This is a genomic window from Azospirillum sp. UENF 112521, from assembly GCF_058780665.1.
This window is the reverse complement of sequence record NZ_JBSNCI010000002.1, coordinates 1,690,643-1,714,136: the sequence shown is the minus strand read 5'-3', so window position 1 is coordinate 1,714,136 and position 23,494 is coordinate 1,690,643. Positions and strand designations below refer to the sequence as shown.

General features: G+C 67.5%; 23 protein-coding genes. 7 read left to right on the top strand and 16 right to left on the bottom strand.

All coding sequences use genetic code 11. The features are described 5' to 3' along the window. Positions 1-8 precede the first annotated feature (8 nt). Entirely contained in the window at positions 9-392 is a 384-nt protein-coding gene (locus ACWPN8_RS10375; RefSeq protein WP_109096859.1) for a hypothetical protein, read from the top strand. A gap of 39 nt (positions 393-431) precedes the next feature. Here ACWPN8_RS10375 and ACWPN8_RS10370 read toward each other — a convergent pair whose 3' ends face one another. Genes ACWPN8_RS10370 through ACWPN8_RS10360 form a run of 3 tightly spaced genes read right to left on the bottom strand, consistent with a single transcriptional unit; the run spans position 432 to position 3,239 of the window. Then, positions 432-1,244: an SGNH/GDSL hydrolase family protein gene (locus ACWPN8_RS10370; RefSeq protein WP_492240725.1), complete on the bottom strand. Its 813-nt coding sequence runs from the start codon at positions 1,242-1,244 to the stop codon at positions 432-434. Beyond that, the gene (locus ACWPN8_RS10365; protein ID WP_146208019.1) at positions 1,241-2,059 is read right to left on the bottom strand and encodes an SGNH/GDSL hydrolase family protein; all 819 of its coding nucleotides are present in this window, start codon (positions 2,057-2,059) and stop codon (positions 1,241-1,243) included. The genes ACWPN8_RS10370 and ACWPN8_RS10365 overlap by 4 nt, the downstream gene beginning before the upstream one ends. A 7-nt stretch (positions 2,060-2,066) precedes the next feature. Continuing rightward, a complete protein-coding gene (locus ACWPN8_RS10360; protein ID WP_492240724.1) occupies positions 2,067-3,239 on the bottom strand; it encodes an OpgC family protein in 1,173 nt (390 codons plus the stop codon). Positions 3,240-3,849: 610 nt separating this feature from the next. On the opposite strand from ACWPN8_RS10360, the gene ACWPN8_RS10355 reads away from it, so the two are divergent. After that, positions 3,850-4,947 (top strand): TRAP transporter substrate-binding protein, encoded by a 1,098-nt coding sequence (locus ACWPN8_RS10355; protein WP_109047810.1) that lies wholly within the window; start codon positions 3,850-3,852, stop codon positions 4,945-4,947. A 45-nt stretch (positions 4,948-4,992) separates the two neighbouring features. On the opposite strand, the gene ACWPN8_RS10350 is transcribed toward ACWPN8_RS10355, so the two are convergent. From ACWPN8_RS10350 to abc-f, 12 genes are all read right to left on the bottom strand, one after another. Beyond that, entirely contained in the window at positions 4,993-5,802 is an 810-nt protein-coding gene (locus ACWPN8_RS10350; protein ID WP_492240723.1) for an MBL fold metallo-hydrolase, read from the bottom strand. Continuing rightward, a complete protein-coding gene (locus ACWPN8_RS10345) occupies positions 5,799-6,593 on the bottom strand; it encodes a TatD family hydrolase (protein ID WP_492240722.1) in 795 nt (264 codons plus the stop codon). Before ACWPN8_RS10345 ends, ACWPN8_RS10350 begins: the two co-directional genes overlap by 4 nt. Positions 6,594-6,602: 9 nt before the next feature. Further along, positions 6,603-8,153, bottom strand: coding sequence for a methionine--tRNA ligase (metG, locus tag ACWPN8_RS10340; protein WP_492240721.1), 1,551 nt, complete (start codon positions 8,151-8,153; stop codon positions 6,603-6,605). Positions 8,154-8,204: 51 nt separating this feature from the next. Further along, positions 8,205-9,323 (bottom strand): DNA polymerase III subunit delta', encoded by a 1,119-nt coding sequence (locus tag ACWPN8_RS10335; protein ID WP_492240720.1) that lies wholly within the window; start codon positions 9,321-9,323, stop codon positions 8,205-8,207. Next, a complete protein-coding gene (gene tmk, locus ACWPN8_RS10330; RefSeq protein ID WP_109452556.1) occupies positions 9,320-10,003 on the bottom strand; it encodes a dTMP kinase in 684 nt (227 codons plus the stop codon). Before tmk ends, ACWPN8_RS10335 begins: the two co-directional genes overlap by 4 nt. Before the next feature lie 11 nt (positions 10,004-10,014). Continuing rightward, the gene (locus tag ACWPN8_RS10325; protein ID WP_492240719.1) at positions 10,015-11,217 is read right to left on the bottom strand and encodes a D-alanyl-D-alanine carboxypeptidase family protein; all 1,203 of its coding nucleotides are present in this window, start codon (positions 11,215-11,217) and stop codon (positions 10,015-10,017) included. 86 nt (positions 11,218-11,303) lie between these two features. Beyond that, a complete protein-coding gene (locus ACWPN8_RS10320; RefSeq protein ID WP_109096851.1) occupies positions 11,304-12,278 on the bottom strand; it encodes a septal ring lytic transglycosylase RlpA family protein in 975 nt (324 codons plus the stop codon). Positions 12,279-12,432: 154 nt separating this feature from the next. Next, positions 12,433-13,239, bottom strand: coding sequence for a YdcF family protein (locus tag ACWPN8_RS10315; RefSeq protein WP_492240717.1), 807 nt, complete (start codon positions 13,237-13,239; stop codon positions 12,433-12,435). Positions 13,240-13,309: 70 nt separating this feature from the next. Further along, positions 13,310-13,702 carry a VOC family protein gene (locus tag ACWPN8_RS10310; protein WP_109096849.1) on the bottom strand — a complete coding sequence of 131 codons (393 nt, stop codon included), beginning with the start codon at positions 13,700-13,702 and terminating at the stop codon, positions 13,310-13,312. 42 nt (positions 13,703-13,744) lie between these two features. Further along, positions 13,745-14,332, bottom strand: a complete 588-nt coding sequence (locus ACWPN8_RS10305) for a class I SAM-dependent methyltransferase (protein WP_492240715.1) — start codon at positions 14,330-14,332, stop codon at positions 13,745-13,747. A 52-nt stretch (positions 14,333-14,384) separates the two neighbouring features. Then, on the bottom strand, positions 14,385-15,104 hold the full coding sequence (locus tag ACWPN8_RS10300; protein WP_247872889.1) for an exopolysaccharide biosynthesis protein: 720 nt from the start codon (positions 15,102-15,104) through the stop codon (positions 14,385-14,387). After that, positions 15,101-16,996 (bottom strand): ribosomal protection-like ABC-F family protein, encoded by a 1,896-nt coding sequence (abc-f, locus tag ACWPN8_RS10295; protein WP_109096847.1) that lies wholly within the window; start codon positions 16,994-16,996, stop codon positions 15,101-15,103. The genes ACWPN8_RS10300 and abc-f overlap by 4 nt, the downstream gene beginning before the upstream one ends. A 280-nt stretch (positions 16,997-17,276) precedes the next feature. Between abc-f and betB the strand changes: the two genes are divergently transcribed. The 5 genes from betB to ACWPN8_RS10270 all read left to right on the top strand — a co-directional run bounded on the left by betB (position 17,277) and on the right by ACWPN8_RS10270 (position 22,945). Continuing rightward, positions 17,277-18,746 carry a betaine-aldehyde dehydrogenase gene (gene betB / locus ACWPN8_RS10290; RefSeq protein ID WP_109096846.1) on the top strand — a complete coding sequence of 490 codons (1,470 nt, stop codon included), beginning with the start codon at positions 17,277-17,279 and terminating at the stop codon, positions 18,744-18,746. A 107-nt stretch (positions 18,747-18,853) separates the two neighbouring features. Then, positions 18,854-20,566, top strand: a complete 1,713-nt coding sequence (betA, locus tag ACWPN8_RS10285; protein WP_492241386.1) for a choline dehydrogenase — start codon at positions 18,854-18,856, stop codon at positions 20,564-20,566. 59 nt (positions 20,567-20,625) lie between these two features. Next, positions 20,626-21,633: a choline ABC transporter substrate-binding protein gene (locus tag ACWPN8_RS10280; RefSeq protein WP_492240713.1), complete on the top strand. Its 1,008-nt coding sequence runs from the start codon at positions 20,626-20,628 to the stop codon at positions 21,631-21,633. A 219-nt stretch (positions 21,634-21,852) separates the two neighbouring features. Then, positions 21,853-22,275 carry a nucleoside-diphosphate kinase gene (gene ndk, locus ACWPN8_RS10275; RefSeq protein WP_012974418.1) on the top strand — a complete coding sequence of 141 codons (423 nt, stop codon included), beginning with the start codon at positions 21,853-21,855 and terminating at the stop codon, positions 22,273-22,275. Between the two features lie 157 nt (positions 22,276-22,432). Next, positions 22,433-22,945, top strand: coding sequence for a hypothetical protein (locus ACWPN8_RS10270; RefSeq protein ID WP_109096844.1), 513 nt, complete (start codon positions 22,433-22,435; stop codon positions 22,943-22,945). A 2-nt stretch (positions 22,946-22,947) separates the two neighbouring features. Here ACWPN8_RS10270 and ACWPN8_RS10265 read toward each other — a convergent pair whose 3' ends face one another. Further along, positions 22,948-23,250 (bottom strand): cupin domain-containing protein, encoded by a 303-nt coding sequence (locus tag ACWPN8_RS10265; RefSeq protein ID WP_199237541.1) that lies wholly within the window; start codon positions 23,248-23,250, stop codon positions 22,948-22,950. Positions 23,251-23,494: the final 244 nt, after the last annotated feature.

Here is a 23,494-nt window from a genome sequence, read left to right as displayed (position 1 = left end):
TTTGCCTGATGTCCGACCGCACCTGCGGTGAATGCACCCTGTGCTGCAAGCTGATGGGCGTGCCCGAGCTGAAGAAGCCCTCCGCCAAGTGGTGCGCGTCCTGCGACCAGGGCAAGGGCTGTTCGATCTACGAGGAGCGGCCGCAATCCTGCCGGAACTTCCAGTGCTTCTGGCTGATGGACGAGAATTTCCCCGACGAGTTCCGCCCCGACCGCATCCATGCGCTGGCCGCCTTCAACGACGTGAAGGATAGCTGCGTCCTGCATGTCGACCCTGCAAAGCCGCGCGCCATGGGCAGCCCCGAGGTGCAGGCGCTGACCGATGCGCTGCTGAAGGTCTACTCGAAGGTGTTTTTCCTCTGCGGCAAGGAAAGCGCGATGATGCAGCGCTGAAGGGGGAGCGCTGCAGGGCGGAGGTCCGCCCCGCTTCGGTTACCGCTGAAGCCCGCTGTTGTGGACGCTCACCGCGTCCTCGATCCCGACCGCCAGCATGCGGGCGACGCAGTCGTATCCGGCGTCGTTCCCATGGACGCCGTCCGGCCCGATCAGATCGGCCATGGTCATCCCGCGAGTCTCCACCAGAGACTTCATCACATCGAAGCGGTGGAAGAGCCCGACGCGGTTGTCGCTGGCGATCCCGGCGATGCGGGTCAGCATCGGGGCGACGCCGGTCTTTTCCAGCATCTTCGGGGAATATTGCAGGTCCATCAGCACCACCTCGACCCCGGCGGCGCGCAGTTGCGCCACCCCCTGGCGGACCGACTGCTCGCTCAAGGACTGGTCGCCGTCGCGCAGCACCGTGTTCGCCCCCACCTGCCAGATCACCAGATCGGGCTTGGCGCCCAGCGCGTCGGCCTCGATCCGCTTTTCGGTCTGGTCGTCGGTCTCACCGTTGATGCCGCGGTTCAGCACCACGATGTCGGCGTTGCGGAACCGCTCGCTCAGGTAATGGTCGAGCCGGGCCGGATAGGCCATGTCCGGCGCACTCGCCCCTGCCCCGGCGGTGGAGGAGGAGCCGATGGCGACGATGCGGATCGGCGCTCCCGTCGCGATGCGCTGCGACAGCTGCGTCAGCGGGATCGTCAGGGCGGACTCGCTCCGCGGAAGCTGGCAGTTGGCGGGGGCCGCGGACTCAGCCGCCTGGGCCGGACCGGGGACGGCCAGGTTGGCGGCGGCCAAGCTGGTGGCGGTCAGAGTGGCGATCAGCGACAGCATGCGGACGGCGGACGGCAGGACAGACCTCAATTGCTCGCTCCGGTGCGCCGGCCGATCGACAGAGGGTCGATCATCGTCGCGACGCTTTGTGCCAGCAATTGTCCGATGCATTGGTGAACGAATTCATAAGAACGCCGTTTCGCCTCGTCCGATTCGTCGGCGAAATCGACCCGGCCGTCCTCCACCCAATGCCGCATGATGTCGTAGCGGGGAAAGTGGAAAACGTCGGAACTCTGGGACAGCCAGGACATGTAGGATACGTAGGGTGTGAAATCGATCAGCTGCGCGGTGTGCATGCTGTATTGCATGTCCATGATGACGATGTCGGCACCGCGGCGCTGGACCTCGGCGATGCCTGACTGGAGCGCAGTGCCGAAACTCTCCAGATCCAGGCTGCGCATGGCGTCGACCGTGCCGGTCTGCCAGACGACCAGCGCCGGCCTCTGGTTCTCCACCGCCTGGGTCAGTGGGGCGACCATCGCCGGGGCCGCCTCGCCGGGCAGGCTCAGCACGGCGGTGCTGACCTCGCGGCCGGGCAGGCGGCGCTTCAATTCGCCTTCAAGCCGGGCGGGATAGCCGGGGATGCCGGGCTTGGGCGGGGATTTCGCGGAATGGACGACCAGGACCGACAAAGGCCGGCCGGCGGCAAGCTGCGCCGAGACCCGCGGCAGCACGCCGCCGGGAGCGAGGATTGACTCCGGCACGGCACAGGCGGGATCGACGGACGGTGCGGCGGATTGGCCAGCCAGAGTGCGATCGGGCGAAACGAACAGCGCTGCCGCCAGCAGGATCGCCGTGACGGTCAGCAATCGCCGTCCCCGCCCTTGCCCCTGCCTTCTCGCCATGCACCCCTCATGTGCCCATCTTCGTCGTGGCGGCAACCCGGTGGCGCCGCGCCCGCTCCGCCGACTGGTACCAGTTCAGGAAGCGCGCCATCAGCACCATCATGGCGATGCCCAGCACCGTAACAAGGAACTGGGCGGAAAGCGAGCCGCTGACATGGACCAGCACCGTCTGGCCGGCGAAGGACAACAGCACGCCCAGGCAGAACACATGCAGCGACTGCTTCCCGCAGGCGAGCACCGGGGCGGCCAGCGATCCCCGCAGCCAGGACGCCCCAGCCGGCACGAGCCACAGCACCAGATAGGCCAGCGCGAAGAAATGCAGCAGGCGCAGCGGATCGAGGTCGGTCTTGCTGATGGGATAGAGGATCTCGGTCAGCCACACCGGGATCAGCGCATGCAGCGGGGCGAATTTCCAGGACAGCGTCAGGAACAGGCCGGCCAGCAGGACCGCACCGGCGGCGACCGCCACCGGACGGCGGAAGCGGGTCAGCACCGTCCGAAGATCCGGTTGGAACTGCAGCGACGCGCCCAGCACGAACAGGAACTGCCAGGTGAAGGGGTTGAAGTACCAAACGCCGCCGTCCGGGTAGGTCGGCAGGTTCCACCCCCATTGCCGCGCTGCCAGATAGAGCGCCGCCGATCCCGCCAGCACCCCCAGCGGCCGGCGGCGCAGCGCCGGCAGGAGAAGCGCCATCGCCAGCAGAAGCACGATGTAGAGCGGCAGCACATCCAAGTTCGCCGGCCGGAATTTCAGCAGGATGGCCTGGGTCAGGGCGGTGACCGGGTCCTGGAAATAGCCAGCGATGCCCATCTCCTCCGCGAAAAGCGGGCTGTCGAAGGCGCGGGCGGTGTAGGCGATCTGCGCGGTGTAGGCGAAGAACAGGATGATGTAGGTGGCGTACAGCGTCCAGCAGCGGTGCAGCACCTGTGCCGCCGCCATCGGCATTCCCTGCCGGTCCAGCGTGCGGCCATAGACCAGGGCGGCGGTGTAGCCGGAGATGAAGACGAAGATCTCCGTGGCGTCGCTCAGCCCGAAATTCCGCGGCGTCGCCCACGAGATCTGGTTGGCCGGAATGTGGTTCACGAAGATGAACCACAGGGCCAGACCGCGGAAGAAGTCCAGCCGGAGGTCGCGTGCCGCCGTCTCGTTCCCGCTCTGCGCCGCAGTTCCTTCCCTCATGGCCGCGCCTTTCATGGCCGTTCTACCCGCAAGTGTCTGCTCCGCCCTCATCAACAATTCAGCCGGGCCCGGTTCCCGGGGCGCGCCTTGCAAAAGATGGGGGTGCGGCCGCCGGAGTCGAGACATTAAGTGCCGAGCGGGTCGGGAATGGGATAGCGCCATTGTCGGGGCCGATGGTTGAATGGAACCCGCGGCTTCGCGCCGCAGCCTTAAACCTCTGAAATACAGACCTCAATTCCCGTTCGCACTTGATCCGGACCGTTTGCTTCCTGCATAATCCGGACAGCAAAAGAAAGCTGGGGCGGATCGGCCGGAAGGCCGGCGGCAAACCCGGATGGACGGGAGGAAACGCACACCAACGACGGGAAGCCGCGGGACTGGACGGGGGCGCTTTGCGCCGGGGTCCGCCGGTTCCGCGGTTCCCCGCGGTGCGCTGTCCGGGCTGGTCGAGCGTGCATCCCACTCATTCCCGCTTTCCCCGCTCACCCGGTTTCGTCCTGTCCCGTGAGGGACCGGGCCTTGACGGGTGCGGCCCGGCCGCCCCCAGCGCGGGGTGTCCGCCGGTCCGGCGACAAGAACACATAACGAGAATGGACAAGGGAGCTTCCGGATGAAACGTCGTGCATTTCTGACCTCCGCCGGTGTGGGCGTCGCCGCCAGCACGCTTGCCGCCCCCGCCATCGCCCAGTCCGCGCCCGAGATCAAGTGGCGCTGCGCCTCCAGCTTCCCCAAGAGCCTCGACACCATCTATGGCGGTGCTGAGTTCGTGGCGAAGCGCGTGGCCGAGCTGACGGACGGCAAGTTCCAGATCCGCGTCTTCGCGGCTGGCGAAATCGTTCCGGCGCTCCAGGTTCTGGACGCGGTGAAGGACAACACCATCGAGTGCGGCCACACCGTTTCCTACTATTATGTCGGCAAGGATCCGACCTTCGCCTTCGATGCGGCGATGCCGTTCGGCCTGAACGCCCGCCAGCAGAACGCCTGGATGACCCATGGCGGCGGCAAGGAGCTGATGGCGGAGTTCTTCGCCGGCCACAATCTCGTCTCCATCGGCGCCGGCAACACCGGGACCCAGATGGGCGGCTGGTTCCGCAAGGAAATCAAGACGGTCGAGGATCTGAAGGGCCTGAAGTTCCGCATCGGCGGCTATGCCGGCACCATCATGGCCAAGCTCGGCGTCGTGCCGCAGCAGATCGGCGGCGGCGACATCTATCCGGCGCTGGAAAAGGGCACTATCGACGGCGCCGAGTTCGTCGGCCCCTATGACGACGAGAAGCTCGGCTTCCAGAAGGTCGCCAAATACTACTACTATCCCGGCTGGTGGGAAGGCGGCCCGCAGGTCTCCATGCTGTTCGGCAAGGAGAAGTTCGAATCGCTGCCGCCCACCTACAAGGCGGCTCTGCAGGCGGCCTGCGCCGACGCGACGCTGGACATGCTGGGCAAGTACGACGTCCAGAACATGACCGCGCTGAAGCGCCTGGTCGCCAGCGGCACCCAGCTGCGTCCCTTCCCGAACGAGGTGATGCAGGCCTGCTATCAGGCCGCCATCGAGGTGTACGAGGACGAAGCGGCGAAGAACGAGAAGTTCCGCAAGATCTACGACGCGTGGAAGAAGTTCCGCGAGGAAGAGTATCTGTGGTTCCGCGTCGCCGAATACAGCTTCGACCGCTTCGTCTATGCGGCCCCGCCGCTTGAGAAGAAGAAGTAAGCATCGCTGGGAGGGGGTGAATTTCCGCCCCCTCCCGTGCGAGACCTAGACCTCGATCACCAGCCCATCATATGCCGGCTCGACCCCCTCCGGCAGAATCCGCCGCAGGCTGTCATAGTCCATCGTGTTGTCCATGTGGGTCAGATAGGCCCGCCGCGGCTGCACTCGCTCGATCCACTCCAGCGTCAGCGCCAGATGCGCGTGCACCGGATGCGGCGGCTCGATCCGCCCGCAATCGACCATCCAGGTGTCCACGCCGGCCAGCGCGTCAAAGGCCCGGTCGTCCAGCCGCACCACGTCGGTCGAATAGGCGAAGCTGCCGAACCGGTAGCCGACCGTCCGCATATAGCCGTGGTCCTGCTCGAACGGCGTGATCTCCATCCCTCTGACGCTGAACGGCCCGTCGATCCGGTGACTGTTCAACACCGGCCGGTAGAAGGGATAGCCCTCCGGCAGAGGATCGAAGCAGTAGGGGAAGCGGACCTCGATGTCGCGCAGATGCTCGTCCCAGCCATAGGCGTCGATCGGCGCATGCATGTTGCGGCAGATCTCGCGCAGCTCGTCGATGCCGTGGCAATGGTCGGCATGCTGGTGCGTCCACAGCACGGCGTCCAGCCGCGCACAGCCGCTGTCGAGCAACTGCTGCCGCAGGTCGGGGGAGGTATCGACCAACACCGAAACGCCGTCCCGCTCGACCAGAACCGACGGGCGCATGCGCCGGTTCTTCGGATTGGCGGGGTCGCAACGGCCCCACTGGCCGCCGGGCACACCGGCGATCACCGGCACGCCGCGCGATCCGCCGCAGCCAAGGACGGTTACGCGCGCAGCACCGGGTGATGCGCCGGCTTCGCTCATGCAGCGGCCGTGTGCTGGGCGGCCTTGGCGAACAGGCGGAAGAAGTTGTCGGTGGTGACGCGGGCCAGTTCCTCCGCCGACACGCCCTTCACCTCCGCCACGCAGGCCGCGGTGTGGGCGACATAGGCCGGCTCGTTGCGCTTGCCGCGGAAGGGGATCGGCGCCAGATAGGGCGCGTCCGTCTCCACCAGGATGCGGTCGAGCGGCACGTCCTTCACGATGGCGCGCAGTTCTTCCGACTTCTTGAAGGTGACGATCCCCGACAGCGACAGGGTGAAGCCGTACTCCACCGCCTCCTCCGCCAGCGCCCGGCCGGAGCTGAAGCAGTGCAGCAGCCCCTTCACCGGCTGGCCGGCCGCTTCCTCCTTGACGATGCGCATGGTGTCGTCGTCGGCGTCGCGGGTGTGGATGATCAGCGGCAGGCCGGTCTCCAGGCTGGCGCGGATGTGCCGGCGGAAACACTCCTGCTGCTGGTCGCGCGGGCTCTTGTCGTAGAAATAGTCGAGCCCGGTTTCGCCCAGCCCGATCACCTTGGGATGGCGCGACAGCTCGACCAACTTGTCGACGGTGGTGATGGCGAACTCTTCCGCCGCCTGGTGGGGATGGACCCCCACCGTGCAGAGGATGTCGTCATAGCGTTCCGCCACCGCCAGGATGCGGTCGAAGCGGCTGATGTAGGTGCAGATGGTGACCATCCGCCCGATGCCGGCCTGCCGGGCGCGGTCGACGACCGCGTCCAGCTCTTCGGCGAAATCGGGAAAGTCGAGATGGCAATGGCTGTCGACAAGCATCAGGGGAACTCAGGCCTTCGGTTCTTCGACGTAACGCGGGAAGACGCCCTGCGGCGTCGGCAACGGCGTGCCGGCTGCCAGCGCCCCCGACGGACCCAGCGTGCCGAAGCCGCGCGCATCCGGACCCAGCGCCAGCAGGTCGAGGATCTTGGCGGAGGCGTCGGGCATCACCGGCTGGGTCAGGATCGCCAGATGGCGGATCGTCTCGGCCAGCACATAGAGCACGGTCGCCATGCGCGCCGGGTCGGTCTTCTTCAACGCCCACGGGGCCTGTTCGTCGACATAGCGGTTGGCGTCGCCGACCACGGCCCAGATGGCGTCGAGCGCCTTGTGGAAGGCCTGCGCCCTGATTTCCGCCCGGACGATGTCGAGCATGCCATAAGCGGCACCGAGCAGGACGTTGTCGGCCTCGGTGAACGCACCCGGCGTCGGCACGGCGGCGGCGCAGTTCTTGCCGATCATCGACAGGACGCGCTGCACCAGATTGCCGTAATCGTTGGCGAGGTTGCCGTTGATCCGGTTGACCATCTGCTTGTGCGAGAAGTCGCCGTCATTGCCGAACGGCACTTCGCGCAGCAGGAAATAGCGGGTCTGGTCGAGGCCATAGGTGTTGACCAGCGAGTCCGGGGCGATGACGTTGCCCAAGGACTTCGACATCTTCTGGCCTTCGATGGTCCACCAGCCATGGGCGAACACGCGGCGGGGCGGCTGCAGGCCGGCGGCCATCAGGAAGGCCGGCCAGTAGACGGCGTGGAAGCGCAGGATGTCCTTGCCGACCATGTGCAGGTCGGCCGGCCAGTATTTGGCATAGTCGCCGGTGGTGTCGGGATAGCCGACGGCGGTGATGTAGTTCGCCAGCGCGTCGAGCCAGACATACATGATGTGGGCGTCGTCGCCCGGCACCGGGATGCCCCACTTGAAGGTGGTGCGGCTGACCGACAGGTCCTTCAGGCCGGACTTGACGAAGGACATCACCTCGTTGCGCTTGCCGGCCGGCGCGATGAAATCCGGGTTCTGCTCGTAGAACTCGAGCAGCCGGTCCTGCCAAGCCGAGAGCTTGAAGAAGTAGGACGGCTCCTCGACCCATTCGCACTCGGCGCCGGTCGGGGCGATCTTCTTGCCCTCGGCATTGGTGGTCAGCTCGTCTTCGCCGTAGAAGGCCTCGTCGCGGACCGAATACCAGCCGGCGTAGGAGCCGAGATAGATCTCGCCGCGATCCTTCAGAACCGTCCACAGTGCCTGCACCGACTTGACGTGGCGCGGCTCGGTGGTGCGGATGAAGTCGTCGTTGGAATAGTTCATCAGCGAGACGAGATCGCGGAAGTTCTGCGACACCCGGTCGGTGAACTCCTGCGGCGCTATGCCGGCCTTCTCCGCCGACTTCTCCACCTTCTGGCCGTGCTCGTCGGTGCCGGTCAGAAACTTCACGTCATAGCCGTCGAGGCGCATGAACCGGGCAAGGACGTCGCAGGCAAGCGTCGTGTAGGCGTGGCCGATGTGCGGCACGTCGTTCACGTAATAGATCGGCGTCGTCAGGTAGAAGGTCTTCGGCCCGGCCATTTGCGGCACTTTCTTTCAAGTCAGGGTCAACCGGCAGGTTCTGAAATAACGCTAGGCGGCTGCCGCTTCCAGCGCCGACAGGGCGTTCAGGACCACCTGCTTGCGGTCCAGGTTTGCGGATTCCGCGCGCGCGAAAAGACGCTGAACCTTTTCCCACACCTCCACCCAACGTTCAAGACCGCGGGCGTTCGCCAATCGGGTCATCAGGGCGGCTTCGCCCGGCACCACTTCCGCCGGCCAGGAGCCGCGGGCGAGCGAGCGGGCGAAGCGGGCCAGCCACCAGACCAGCAGCTCGGTCGCCGTCTCGAACATCCCGTCATCCTGTTTGCGGGTCAGCTTGTCGCCGAAGGCGTGCGCCGCGACGATGTCGATGCGCGGCAGGTCCGACAGCAGCCCGATCATCTCGCGGTAGAGCGCAAGGCCACCGGCATCGGCAAGGTCGATGGCGCGGCCGACGCTGCCCTCCGACAGGCGGGCCAGCGCCGGGCGGTCGTCGGCGGCGATGTCGGGCCGGTGCTGGCCCAGCAGGTCGATCACCGTGTCTTCGGCCAGCGGCTTCAGCGTCAGCTTGCGGCAGCGCGAGCGGATGGTCGGCAGCATGCCGCCGGGATTGTCGCTGACCAGCAGCAGCAGGGCGCCGGGCGGCGGCTCCTCCAGGATCTTCAGGATCGCGTTCAGGCCGCTGAGATTCATGCGGTCGGCGCCGTCGATCACCGCGACGCGCCAGCCGCCTTCCGCCGAGGTGCGGCGCAGGAAGGGGCCGATCTTACGCACGTCGTCGACGGCGATGTCACGCTTCAGCCGGCCCTTTTTCTCGTCGCGCTGGCGTTCGATGGTCAGCATGTCGGCATGGCCGCCCGACGCCACCCGGCGGAACACCGGATGGTCGAGACCGATGTGAAGCGAGGTGACCGGGGCGCTTCCGCCGAAGAGGCTGTCGCCGGGCGGATCCTGGGCCAGGACGAAGCGGGCGAAGCGGAAGGCCAGCGTCGCCTTGCCGATGCCCGGCGTGCCGCCGATCAGCCAGGCGTGCGGCAGCCGGCCGGAGTTCCACGCCTCAAGCAGCAGCCGCTCCGCCTCCTCATGCCCGACGAGATCCGGGTTGCGCCGCGGGGCGAGCGCCTCTTCCGCGGCAGGGCCTGCCGGAGCCGGGGTGCGCGCCTTGCTCACGACGCCAGCCCTTGGGCCAGTCCCAGGCGGGTGGCGACGGTGTCCCGGATGCGTGCCTGCACGGTATCGAGGTCGGCATCGGCATCGATCACCGCACAGCGCTCCGGTTCCCGCCGCGCGATGTCGAGGAAGCCGTCACGCAGCCGCTGGTGGAAGCCGACGTCCATCCGCTCATAGCGGTCCTCGCCGCCATGGCGCGCCACGGCACGGCGGAGGCCGGTCTCCACCTTGATGTCGAGGATCAGCGTCAGGTCGGGACGGAAGCCGCCGAGCGCCGCCGTCTGCAAGGTCTCGATCAGATCGCGCCCCAGCCCCAGCCCATAGCCCTGATAGGCCATGGTGCTGTCGAAGAAGCGGTCGCACAGCACCCAATGCCCGGCCTCCAGCGCCGGCCACACCGTGCGCTCCAGATGGTCGCGGCGGGCGGCGGTGTGCAACAGCGCCTCGGTGGTGGCACTCCAGCGGCCGGTCTCGCCGGTCACCAGCAGCCCGCGGATCTCCTCCGCACCCGGCGATCCGCCCGGCTCGCGCGTCGGCACCAGCTCGACGCCGCGGACGCGGAGGGAGTCCCGCAAGGTCTCGGCCAGCCGGCGTAGCTGCGTCGACTTGCCGGCCCCTTCGCCGCCTTCCAGCGTGATGAAGCGGCCGCGCTTGGCGGAGGGGGCCGGAGCGGTCGGCATCGTCGTCACGGTCACAGGCTGTTGCCGAACACGAGATACTTGGCGGCGGCGAAGGCGCGGCCGAAGATGCCGGCCTTCGGCACATCCTGGGCGGCCACCACCGGCACCTCCTTGCCCGGGAAGCCGGGGGCGGAGATCACCAGCTTGCCCACCGTGTCGCCCTTCTTGATCGGCGCGGCGACCGGGGCGTTGCTGACCAGCGACACCTTCATGCCGGGGCGGTCGGCGCGGGCCATGGTGACGCTCAGGTTCTGCGGCACGGCGACCGGCACCATGTCCTGCTCGCCCAGCCAGACCGGCACCTGCTCGATGGTCTCGCCGCCCTTGTAGAGGGTGTAGGAGGCGAATTCGCGGAAGCCCCACTCGATCAGCCGGGCCGATTCGTCGGCGCGCGCCTGCATGCTGGGCAGGCCGTTGACCACCAGCAGCAGCCGGCGCCCCTCGCGTTCGCCCGACGCCGTCAGGCCGTAGCCGCCTGCATCGGTGTGGCCGGTCTTCAGCCCGTCGACGTTCATGTTGCGGTAGAGCAGCGGGTTGCGGTTGCCCTGGGTGATGCCGTGATACCTGAACTCCCGGATCGAATCGTACTTGTAGAATTCGGGGAAGTCCTTGATCAGCCGTTCGGCCAGGATCGCAAGATCGCGGGCGGTCATGTAGTGGTTGGGGTCGGGCCAGCCGGTGGCATTGGCGAAGTTGCTGCTCTTCAGCCCCAGCTCCTTCGCGCGCTTGGTCGCCTGTTCGGCGAAGGACTGCTCCGACCCGGCCAGCCCCTCGGCCAGCACGATGCAGGCGTCGTTGCCGGACTGGACGATCATGCCCTTCAGAAGGTCGTCGACCTTGATGTTGTTGTGAAGCTCCACGAACATCTTGGAGCCCTGCATCCGCCAGGCCCGCTCGCTGACCGGCAGGGTGCTCTCCAGCGTCAGGCGGCCGCCCTTGATCGCCTCGAACACCATGTAGGCGGTCATGATCTTGCTCATCGACGAGGGCGCCATGCGTTCGTCGGCGTTCTTCTCGAACAGCACGGTATCAGAGGTCAGATCGACCAGGATCGCCTGCTTGGCGATGGTGTCGAGGGTCGCGGCCTGGACCGGGACCGCGGTGAAGCCGGCGCCAATCGTGGCCCCGGCCATCGCTATTCCGGCCGCCATTCCGATCGAGGCAGCAACGGAACGGCCGAAAACGGCACACAGGGGGACGACAACAGCGTTCATGGCAACAATCCTCCAAGGGCACTCGGTACAGGCATAGGGTCGCTGGCGCTCATAGGGAACGCCGGGGGTGAAGTCGGGTGGCCGGATCAATCCACCACGATTTTGGCCTCCGTAAGGCCGGCCTGGATGATCTGGTTCAACAGGGTATCCGCCCTGTCGACGCTGTCCAGCGGTCCGACGCGGACACGGTGCAGGGTCAGGCCGGCTGTCCGCGTCTGGCTGACGCTGGCGCGCTGGCCGATGGAGGACAGGCGGGCGCGGGCCTTCGCCACATTCTCCTCGCTGCCGAAGGCGCCGACCTGCACATAGATCGCCTCATGCGCCTTCACCGGCAATTGAGCCACCACCGGGGCCGGCACGAAGCGGCCCTCGGCCATGCTGCCGGCGACGGTGGCCGGCGGCGGAACGGGAGCGCCGACCACCGGCGCACGGGGAGTGCCGGCGGAGGGGGAGAGGGAGGCGGCCAGCGCCGTGGACTGTCCGCTCACCTCGATCCGGCCGCGCGGAGCGGCCTTCGGCGGCGGGCCGTCGACCTCGGCCAGCAGCGGGGCGGGCGTGCCCTGGCGCGCGGCGGCGGCGATTGCCCGGCTTTCCTCCGCCAGGATCTGCACGCGCACCTTGGCGGTGCCGGGACCGTCGAAGCCCAGCAACTGGGCGCCGCGCCGCGACATGTCGATGATGCGGCCGTTGGCGTAAGGGCCGCGGTCGTTGACCCGCACCACGATGGACCGGCCGTTGTCGAGGTTGGTGACGCGCACCAGGCTCGGCATCGGCAGCGTCTTGTGAGCGGCGGTCAATTCGTTCTGGTCGTAGATCTCGCCGTTGGCGGTGTTCTTCTCATGGAAGCCGGGGCCGTACCACGAGGCGATGCCGGTCTCGTCGTAGCTGAAATCTTCCTTGGGATAATACCAGACGCCGTTGATCTGATAAGGCTTTCCCACCTTGTAGATGCCGCTGGTCGGAAGGCCCGGGCCGGTGCCGGCGGGCTTCTGCGCGCAGGCGGCGAGCGCTGTCACGCCGACCAGCACGACGACCCTGCTCACCCCGCGCCAGCGACGCATCCGCCAATTTCCTTCTTTCCCCAACCCGGCCCGACCGCCAGGGCGGCGGCACTCTAGCGGAGTGGCACCGCCGCGCCAATGGCTCGAACGCGGCGGCGGTACGATGACACAGCCCGGACTCCGGCCCGACTTGCGCCGGGCGGGTGCCGAACCGTCAGGGGCCGGGGAACAGGCTGTCGGTGCGGCCCATCAGCCAATAGGCGGTCAGCCCGATCCATTCCCGCACCGCGTCGTCGAGGATCACCAGATTCTGTCCGAACTCGAAGCGCAGCCAGGGTGTGGCGTCATGCTTGGTGCGGTAATCGACGGGGTAGGGGATCACCTCCCACCCGACGGCGCGGAAGATGCCGACCGACCGCGGCATGTGCATGGCCGACGTGACGAGGATCCAGCGTTCGCCCGGCGCCGGCTTGACCATCTCCTTGCTGAAGACCGCATTCTCCCAGGTATTGCGGGACTGATCCTCGTAGAGCACGCGGTCGGCGGGGATGCCGGCCTGGAGCAGGGCGGCGCGGGCGGTGACGTCCTCCTTCAGGTCCGGCGCCAGCAGCCGGCCCGATCCGCCGGTGAAGACTGCCTTGGCCTCCGGATGGCGGCGAACGAGGTCGGCGAAGCCCAGGATCCGCTCGGCCGCGTCGTTCAGCGACGGGTCGCTGCGGTCGGCGGTGATCGGCGGATTGAGGGCGCCGCCCAGCATGACGATGCCGTCGACCCGCCCCTCCGGCTCCGCCCGCGGGAAGCGGTTCTCCAGCGGCAGGGCGACCAGCGCACCGAGACCGGTGTACATCACCAGCAGAAGCAGCACCGCCGCCAGCGTGACCAGCCGTCGTCCGGCGCGCTGCCAGCGCCGCGTCCGCAGCATCAGCGCGCCCAGCGCCACCGCCAGCACCAGGGCATTGCCGGGCGCGAAGACGCCCCACAGCAGCTTCGACAGGATGAAGGACATCGCCGGCAGGCTCATGATGGTGGACGGGAGGGCGGACCATAAGCGCGGCGGCCGGGGCGGGGCAACCGCGCCGGCCCCGCTGCCGTCAGCCGCCGACCGGCGTGCACAGCTCCACCAACGTGCCGTCGGGGCAGCGGAGGAAGGACACCGTCTGGCCCCACGGCATGGCTTTCGGCGGCGCCAGTTCGGTGGCGCCGGCGGCCAGCGCCGTGGCGTGCGCCGCCTCCACGTCGCCGGTGACCAGCGCGATCTCGACGCCCAGCGGCTTCTCGCTGGCGCTGGCGAACACATAGCCGGCCGGGTGGTGCGACAGCGCCAGTTCCTGGCTGGCGAAGGACAGGGTGGTGGAGCCGGTGTCCAGCTCACCGTAATCCCCCGTCTCGGCAAGGAAGCGCCGGCTCAGGCCGAAGGCCTTCTCGAAGAAGGCCAGCGACGCCGCGACGTCGGGAACATAGAGGATCGTGTAGCCGAACTTCATGGAGGCTCTCGCTGGTTGTGGGTTGCCGGGCGGAGGACCCTATCACTCTCCGGCGCGGCGGTATCCCCATACCGATGCCGGCGGCAGATTTTGCAAAGTGAAGCCCAGCCGCTCCCCGGTCAGCCCCAGCGCCTTGCGGTTCAGCGGCGAGTGCGGCATGAAGCTGTAGAGCAGGAAGCGCCCGCCCGGCCGCAGGATGCGGAAGGTGGCATCCAGCACCTCGCGCTGGAACTCCAGCGGGAAGGTGATCATCGGAATGCCGATCACCACCGTGCCGATCTTGCCGCACAGCGCCTCGCCCAGCAGTTCCGGCGCCTTGCGGCAATCGTCGGCGATGACGGTGACGGCGGGGCAGCGGACGCGCAGATGGCGGGCGAGGTCGGGGTCGATCTCGAAGCTGTAGAGCCTGTCGGGCGGGATGCCGGCCTCCAGCATCGCTGCGGTGATCGGGCCGGTACCGCCGCCGAACTCAACCACCGCTTCGTCCGGCTCGCGCCGGATCTCGCGGATGATTCGGCGGCGCAGGGCCTGGGAGGAGGGGGCGACCGACCCCATTGCCCAGGGATCGGCCAGCCAGCGGCGGAAGAACAGCCAGGATTCGGAAAGCGTGGCGGGTGCCGTTTCGGTCATGGGGCCTCCCTGGATCGGGACGGCCTGCACCCATGGTTCCGATGCAGCCGTCCTAATGCAGAGTTGCTGCCAGAAGTTGGTGACCTGCGTATGACAGGCTGCTCGCCACCAGGGTCAAAAATACCAGCGCCGCGGCGGTCAGCCCGAGCCCGATGCCGATGGCGCCGCCGTCGCGCTCGATCAGCCCCAGCGAGATCAGCACCAGCGCGAAGCCCGGCAGCCAGCCGGTCAGCGGCAGCGGCACGATGCAGGTCAGCGTCAGGATGAACAGCAGAAGCCCGAACCAGCGCTCCTGGTCGATGCGGGCGAGGCGGTGCAGCCGCGGTTTCAGCATCCGCTCGATCCACACCAGCCGCGGCATGGCGGCGTCCAGCGTCCGCGCCGCCAGCCTGGTGCCGATGGAGCGGCGCAGCAGCCAGTCCGGCAGCCCGGCCCCGCGCCGGCCGAAGGCCATCTGCGCGGTGTAGAGCACGATGGGCAGGTCGAACAGGCAGGAGACGCCGAGCGGCACCGGGGCGATGGTGGGCAGCGACAGCGCCAGCAGGATGGTGCCGAGCGAGCGGTCGCCCAGCGCCCGGATCAGGTCGCCCAGCGTGACCCGTCCCGCCGGCAGATTGGCACGGAAGCGGGCCAGCACGTCCGACGTGCGCTCCTCCTCCTCCCCATCGCAGACGGTGGGCAGGGCAATCGTGCCGTCACGCTCCATCCCGGACCGCTCCATTTCCGCCTGGGCGTTGCCGTCGGAGTTGTCGATGTGCCTGTGGGCGTTCAAACGCCGGCCTCCGCCGCGGCGCTCTCGTAGAGTTCGAGCGCCTCCAGCCAGGTCTCCTCGGCGGTCGCCAGCTTCTTCTCCACCGTGCCAAGCTCGATCTGCAGCTTGGTCAGCTTGTCGGACGGGCCGGTGTAGAGCGCCGGGTCGGACATCTTCGCCTCGATCTTGCGCTTCTCCTCGGCAAGCTTGGTCACCAGCGCCTCGGCGTCGGTCGCCTTGCGCTTCAGCGGGGCGAGAGCAGTCCGCGCCTCGGCGGCGGCGCGGCGCTGGTCCTTCTTGTTCGGCCCGGTGTCGCGATCCGTGCCCGCCTTGGCAACAGCCCGCTCCGCCTTGGCACGGTCGAGCAGATAGCGGCGGTAGTCGTCCAGATCGCCGTCATAGGCCTGCACGGTGCCGTCGGCGACCAGCAGCAGCCGGTCCACCGTCATCTCGATCAGATGGGGATCGTGGCTGATGACGATGACGGCACCGGGGAAATCGTTGATCGCCTCGATCAGGGCTTCGCGGCTGTCGATGTCCAGATGGTTGGTCGGTTCGTCCAGCATCAGGATGTGCGGGACTTCCCGGCTCATCAGCGCCAGCAGAAGCCGCGCCTTCTCGCCGCCGGACAGGCTGGCGATCTTGGTCTCCGCCTTCACCTGGGGGAAGCCGAAGCGGCCGAGATGGGCACGCACCTTTTCCTCCAGCGCCAGCGGCATGATGCGCTGGGTCTGCTGGATCGGCGTCAGCGACAGGTCCAGCTCCTCGGCCTGATGCTGGGCGAAATAGCCGATGCGCAGCTTGGACGGCCGCCGCATCTCGCCGGCCATCGGCTGGAGCCGGTTGGCCAGCAGCTTGACCAGCGTCGACTTGCCGTTGCCGTTGGCACCCAGCAGGCCGATGCGATCCTCCATGTCGATGCGCAGGTTGACCCGCCGCAGGATCACCTTCTCGCCATAGCCGATGCTGACCCCTTCCAGCGCGATCAGCGGCGGCGCCAGCTCGTCCGGGGCGGGGAAGTTGAAGACGACCTCGGGATCGTCCTCCATCAGCGTGATCGACTGCATCTTCTCCAGCAGCTTCAGGCGGCTTTGCGCCTGACGGGCCTTGCTGGCCTTGAAGCGGAAGCGGTCGACATAGGCCATCATGTGCTTGCGCCGCGCATCCTGCTTGGCCGCCATCGAGGCCAGCCGTTCCTGGTTGGCGCGGCGCTGCGCCAGGAACTGGTCGTAGTTTCCGCTGTAGGTGACGAGCTTGCCCTGGTCGATGTGGATCGTCGTGTTCGGCACCGCGTTCAGCAGCTCGCGGTCGTGGCTGACCAGCAGGATGGTGTGCGGGTAGTTCTTCAGATAGCCCTCGAGCCAGATGGTCGCTTCGAGGTCGAGGTGGTTGGTCGGCTCGTCCAGCAGCAGCAGGTCGGGGCGGGAGAACAGCACGCCGGCCAGCGCCACGCGCATGCGCCAGCCGCCGGAGAAGTCGGAGCAGGGCCGTTGCTGCGCCTCGGCGTCGAAGCCCAGGCCGGACAGCACCTGCGCGGCGCGCGACGGGGCGGAATGCGCCTCGATGTCGGCGAGTCGGGCGTGGATTTCGCCGATGCGCATCGGGTCGGTCGCCGTCTCGGCTTCCGCCAGCAGGGCGGTGCGTTCGGTGTCGGCCGCCAGCACGGCGTCGATCAGGGTGGTCGGCCCGCTGGGGGCCTCCTGCGCCACCATGCCCATCCGCATGCCGGCCGGCAGGGTGATGGCGCCGGCATCCGTTTGCAGCTGTCCCGAGATCAGCTTCAGCAGGGTCGATTTCCCGGTGCCGTTGCGTCCCACCAGCGCCACGCGGTGTCCCTTGGACACCACCGCCGTCGCATGGTCGAACAACACTCGGCCGCCGAAGCGGAAGGTCAGGTCATTGATGTGCAGCATAGCGCGCGAGGATGTAGCACGAGGGGCCGCCGATTTGAAGCGGGGCAGGGCGAATGGCGCGCGAATGGCACGGCTTTGTCCCGCGCAGGGCGGCGCGTTCCGACCTGCTTCGGCCTGGTGCCGGCCATCCGGTTTGTTTGAACACGACCAATTCAAGGAACGGAATCGCCACCGGCTCTTTTTTAATTGAACGTTCAATCAATAAAAATCACGCTGCATCGGGCAATCGAATTGCTGCGATCCACTGCACCTTCGGGATCTCGGATCAGGGAGACGCGACATGACGCGGTTCGGACGTCTGGCCCATCACATCCATGGTCGTCCCGTCGAGGACGGGGCGGCTGAACGCTTCGCCACCGTCAACCCGGCGACCGGGGAGGTGCTGGCCGAGGTCGCGCAGGCGACTTCCGCGGACGTGGACCGCGCTGTCGACAGCGCCCGCGCCGGGCAGTCGGTGTGGGCGGCGATGACGGCGATGGAGCGGGCGCGGGTGCTGCGCCGGGCGGTATCCCTGCTGCGCGAGCGCAACGACGCGCTGGCCGAGATCGAGACGCTCGACACCGGCAAGCCTCTGAGCGAGACCCGCGCGGTCGACATCGTCACCGGGGCCGACGTGCTGGAATATTACGCCGGCCTCGCCCCGGCGCTGGAGGGGCGGCAGATCCCGCTGCGTCCCAGTTCCTTCGTCTACACCCGGCGCGAGCCGCTGGGGGTGGTGGCCGGGATCGGTGCCTGGAACTACCCGATCCAGATCGCGCTGTGGAAATCGGCACCGGCGCTGGCCGCCGGCAACGCCATGATCTTCAAGCCGAGCGAGGTCACGCCGCTGACCGCCCTGCATCTGGCGGCGATCTACAGCGAGGCCGGGCTGCCCGACGGCGTGTTCAACGTCGTCCAGGGCGACGGCCGGGTCGGCGCCCTGCTGGCCGCCCATCCCGGCATCGAGAAGCTGTCCTTCACCGGCGGGGTGGAGACCGGCAAGCGGGTGATGGCGGCGGCCGGCGGCTCGACCCTGAAGGAGGTGACGATGGAGCTTGGCGGCAAATCGCCGCTGATCGTGTTCGCCGATGCCGACCTCGACCGCGCCGCCGACATCGCCATGATGGCCAACTTCTACAGCTCCGGCCAGGTCTGCACCAACGGCACCCGCGTCTTCGTCCACCGCAGCATCGCGGCGGCGTTCGAGGAGCGGCTGCTGGCCCGCGTGCGCCGCATCCGCATGGGCGATCCGCTGGAACTCGCCACCAATTTCGGCCCGCTCGCCAGCTTCCCCCACCGCGACAAGGTGCTGCGCTATATCGAGGCCGGCAAGGCGGAGGGGGCGCGGCTGCTGGCCGGCGGCGGGGTTCCGGACGGCGCCGTCTTTGCACGCGGCGCCTATGTGGCTCCAACCGTCTTCACCGATTGCCACGACGGCATGACCATCGTGCGCGAGGAGATCTTCGGCCCGGTCCTGTCGATCCTGACCTTCGACGAGGAGGAGGAGGTCATCCGGCGGGCCAACGCCACCAGCTACGGCCTCGCCGCCGGGCTGGTCACCAACGATCTGGCCCGCGCCCACCGGGTGATCCACCGGCTGGAGGCCGGCATCTGCTGGATCAACGCCTGGGGCGAATCGCCGCCGGAGATGCCGGTCGGCGGCTACAAGCAGTCGGGCGTCGGCCGCGAGAACGGGGTCGAAACGCTCGACCATTACACCCGCCTCAAGTCGGTCCAGGTCGAGTTGGGACCCTACGCCTCGGTGTTCTGAGACCGTCTTTCACGGAAGCCCGCTTTTTATAGAAGGGGTGTTCGATGTCGAACCAACCGACCTCCGGGGCCGCTGCGCCGGAGAACGGCACCGCCATGCCCGATGCCATGCCCTCCATCGCCTCTGCGGTGCGCGAGTATGACTACATCATCGTCGGCGCCGGGTCGGCGGGCAACGTGCTGGCCTGCCGCCTGACCGAGGATGCCGGCGTCAGCGTCCTGCTGCTGGAGGCGGGCGGGCCCGATCACCGGCTGGACTACCGCACCCAGATGCCGGCGGCGCTGGCCTTCCCGCTCCAGGGCCGCCGCTACAATTGGGCCTACGAGACCGAACCCGAACCGCACATGGACAACCGCCGGATGGAGTGCGGGCGCGGCAAGGGGCTGGGCGGGTCGTCGCTGATCAACGGCATGTGCTACATCCGCGGCAATGCGCTGGACTATGACGGCTGGGCCGGGCTGCCGGGTCTGGAGGACTGGAGCTATCTCGACTGCCTGCCCTATTTCCGCAAGGCGGAGACGCGCGACGTCGGCCCCAACGCCTACCATGGCGGCGACGGTCCGCTGTTCGTCACCACCGCCAAGCCCGGCGTCAACCCGCTGTATGAGGCAATGGTGGAGGCCGGGGCGCAGGCCGGCTATGGCCGTACCGACGACCTGAACGGCTACCGCCAGGAGGGCTTCGGCCCGATGGACCGGACGGTGACGGCGCAGGGGCGGCGGTGCAGCACGGCCCGTGGCTATCTCGACCGGGCGCGGGGACGGCCGGGGCTGACCATCGTCACCCACGCGCTGACCGACCGCATCCTGTTCGACGGACGGCGTGCTGTCGGAGTCGCCTATCTGCGCAACGGCACGCCGGTCACGGTGCGGGTGCGGCGGGAAGTGCTGCTATGCGCCGGGGCCATCGCCTCGCCGGCGATCCTGCAACGGTCGGGCGTCGGGCCGTCGCCGCTGCTGCGCGAGCTGGGGGTGGAGACGGTGATCGACCTGCCGGGCGTCGGCGGCGATCTCCAGGACCATCTGGAGATGTACATCCAGTATCACTGCCGCCAGCCGGTGTCGCTCTACCCGGCGCTGAAATGGTGGAACCAGCCGGCCATCGGCGCCGAATGGCTGTTCCTGGGCACCGGCATCGGCGCCAGCAACCAGTTCGAGGCCGGCGGCTTCATCCGCACCGGCGACGATGTGCCCTGGCCCAACATCCAGTACCATTTCCTCCCCGTCGCCATCAGCTACAACGGCACCAACGCGGTGGAGGCGCACGGCTTCCAGGCCCATGTCGGCTCCATGCGTTCGCCCAGCAAGGGGCGCGTCCATGCCCGCTCGCGCGATCCGGGGCAGGCGCCCAGCATCCTGTTCAACTACATGGCCGACCCGCAGGACTGGCAGGAGTTCCGCGCCGGCATCCGTATCACCCGCGACATCATGCGGCAGCGCGCCCTGGCGCCCTATCGCGGCGAGGAGATCAGCCCCGGCGCCGATTGCGTCACCGACGCCGACCTCGACGCCTTCGTCCGTCATCACGCCGAGACCGCCTATCACCCCTGCGGCACCTGCCGGATGGGGACCGACGATGGCGCGGTGGTGGACGGGCAGGGCCGGGTGCATGGGCTGGAAGGGTTGCGTGTCATCGACGCCTCGATCATGCCGCGCATCGTCACCGGCAACCTGAACGCGCCCACCATCATGATGGCGGAGAAGCTGGCCGACGCGGTGCGCGGCCGACCGCCGCTGCCGCGCGCCGACGTGCCCTATTACGTCGCAGAGGCCGCCATGACGCAGAAGGAGATTCGGAAGGACCAGCGGCTGCGGGCCTGAGACCCGCGCGCCCCACGACAAAGACGGCAACGATAACCACAAGCAAGGAGAACAGGGACATGGCCAAGACATTCGGTAAATTCTCTGCCGGTAAATTCTCCGCCGCCAAATTCTCCACATTTGCCGTCGGCCTGATGCTGGCGGCCGGGTCCGCCACCCTGACGGCGGGGACGGCACAGGCCGCCGATCCGGCATCCTGCAAGGCGGTGCGTTTCGGCGACGTGGGATGGACCGACATCGCGGCGACGACGGCGCTCGCCTCCGTCACGCTCGACGCGCTGGGCTACAAGCCGACCACCAGCGTCTCGTCGGTGCCGGTCGTCTATCTCGGGTTGAAGACCAAATCGCTGGACGTCTTCCTCGGCAACTGGATGCCCACCATGGAGACCTTCATCAAGCCGGTGCTGGAGGACGGCTCGGTCGAGGTGACGCGCGTCAACCTGGAGGGCGCCAAATATACGCTGGCGGTTCCCACCTACGCCGCCGAGGCCGGGCTGAGGAGCTTCAAGGATCTGGCGAAGTACAAGGACAAGCTGGACGGCAAGATCTATGGCATCGAGGCCGGCAACGACGGCAACCTGATCATCGACAAGATGCTGAAAGCCGACGCCTTCGGGCTGAAGGACTTCAAGATGGTGGAGTCCAGCGAGGCCGGCATGCTGGCCGAGGTCAAGCGCGCGGTGCGGGCCAAGAAGTGGATCGCCTTCCTGGGCTGGGCGCCGCATCCGATGAACAAGACGATGGACATCACCTATCTGTCCGACGGCGACGACTGGTTCGGCCCGAATTACGGTGGTGCCACCGTCAGCACCAATGTGCGCAAGGGCTATGCCGCCGACTGTCCGAACATCGGCAAGTTCCTGTCCAATCTGGTCTTCACCGTGGACATGGAGAATGCGGTGATGGACGGCATCATGAACGGCGGCCGCAAGCCGGAAGCGGTGGCGACCGATTACTTGAAGAAGAATCCCGGCATTCTGAAGACCTGGCTGTCCGGCGTCACCACGCTGGACGGCAAGGACGGTCTGGCCGCCGCGCAGGCCAAGCTGGGGGCTGCCAAGTCCTGACCTGACGCCTGCATTTCCAAAGCCTCCTCGACTCCGGCCGCGTTGGGATGCCATCGCGGCCGTATTTTTGCGGGGATGGGGGAACCCGGCCCCAAACGAACGCCTTGCCGCGCCGTAAAAGCGCCTCTATAAAGCCGCCCATCCGGCGCCCCGGTCATCCGGCGGCGCCTGCGTGTTTTTCAATCGGCGAAAAGCCCCATTCCCGCAGGAGTCACCACCATGGCCGTCGAACGGACCCTCTCGATCATCAAGCCCGATGCCACCCGCCGCAATCTGACCGGCAAGATCAACGCCAAGTTCGAAGACGGCGGCCTGCGCATTGTTGCCCAGAAGCGCGTCCAGCTGTCGAAGGCCCAGGCCGAGCAGTTCTACGGCGTGCACCGCGAGCGTCCGTTCTTCGGCGATCTGGTCTCCTTCATGATCTCCGGCCCGGTGGTCCTGCAGGTCCTGGAAGGCGAGAACGCCATCGCCCGCAACCGCGAGATCATGGGCGCCACCAACCCGGCCAACGCCGCCGAGGGCACCATCCGCAAGGAGTTCGCCGAGTCGATCGAGGCCAACTCGGTCCACGGTTCGGACGCCCCGGAGACCGCCGCCCAGGAGATCGCCTTCTTCTTCGCCGGCATCGAGCTGGTGGGCTGATCTTTCGGGCCTGACTTCCCGTCAGGCTTGGCGAAAGGGCCGCTCCCGCGAGGGGGCGGCCTTTTTTGCGTTTTGCGTCAGGCTCTGGCAGTATCGGGAGCCGTGAACCTTTTGCCCCGCCGATTGCCGGGGTCGATCCCGACAGGAGTTGCCCGCGATGGAATCCCAATCCGCAAAGCCGATCATCGCGGCGCTGCTGCAACCGCTGCCGGTGCTGACCCAGCCGCAGGCCCGCAACGACCTGTCCGACGAGTCCGTGGTGCAGCTGCTGGTCCGCCAGTTCATCGACCTCAGCCTGGACGCGTTCAATCAGGTTCTCCAGGGCAATCTCGACCAGGACGAGGCGGTCGACGGCATCAACCGTCAGGCCATCGCGCTCAACTCCGTCTTCCTCGGCACCAGCGGCTTCGATAGCGTCATCGCCCATCCCTGGAATTCGCCGGACCAGCTCGGCGCCTTCCTGAAGGACGTGGTGGCGCTGGAGTATCCCGAAGACGATTGCGTCCGCGCCATGCTGATCCATCTGGCGACCCAGCTGATGCACGCGCTGCGCCTGCCCGACGAGGAGCGCAACGAGGAGGTCGAAGCGCTGACGCTCGACGCCGCCGACCTGCTGCTGGGCCGGGCGCCGGAAGACGACGACGAGATCGACATCGATATCGGCGTCTGACCTCACCCCGCCGGGTTCAAAGTCACCTCGATCAGGACGGTATCCTCGACGAAATCGGCGCTGTGCCAGGCGCCGGGGTCGAAACGGATGACCATGCCCGGCCGCAGATCCACCGGTCCCGCTTCGCAGGTCAGCAGGGCGCGGCCCTCCACGACGATGACGAACTGTTCTTGCGGGTGGTTGTGGCGGGGGGCGGCCGTGCCGGCCTTGATGACGATGTGCTTCAGCGATGCGCCGGTGCCGGGAAGGCTGCGGCGCTCCACCCCTTCGGCGGTCTGGGCCGGAAGGTTGCTCCACGTAATCACGTCTGCCTTCGGGGGCCCCTCGGGAGTGGTCCCAGTCGTCATGGGCGGCATGGCATGGTCCTCTTGAAACCGGCCGGCTTTGGAACGGCAACCGGTTTTTACGTGTTTTGCGGCCTCCCGGATCTCCTCTCCTTCGCCGCTACCGCTTCAGGCCGTCGTGGCTGTACGAAAGCTTAGCTACTAAACCTGCTGTTAACGCCTGACAGCCTAAGACGGGACGATCCGGTGATGATGTCACCGGACA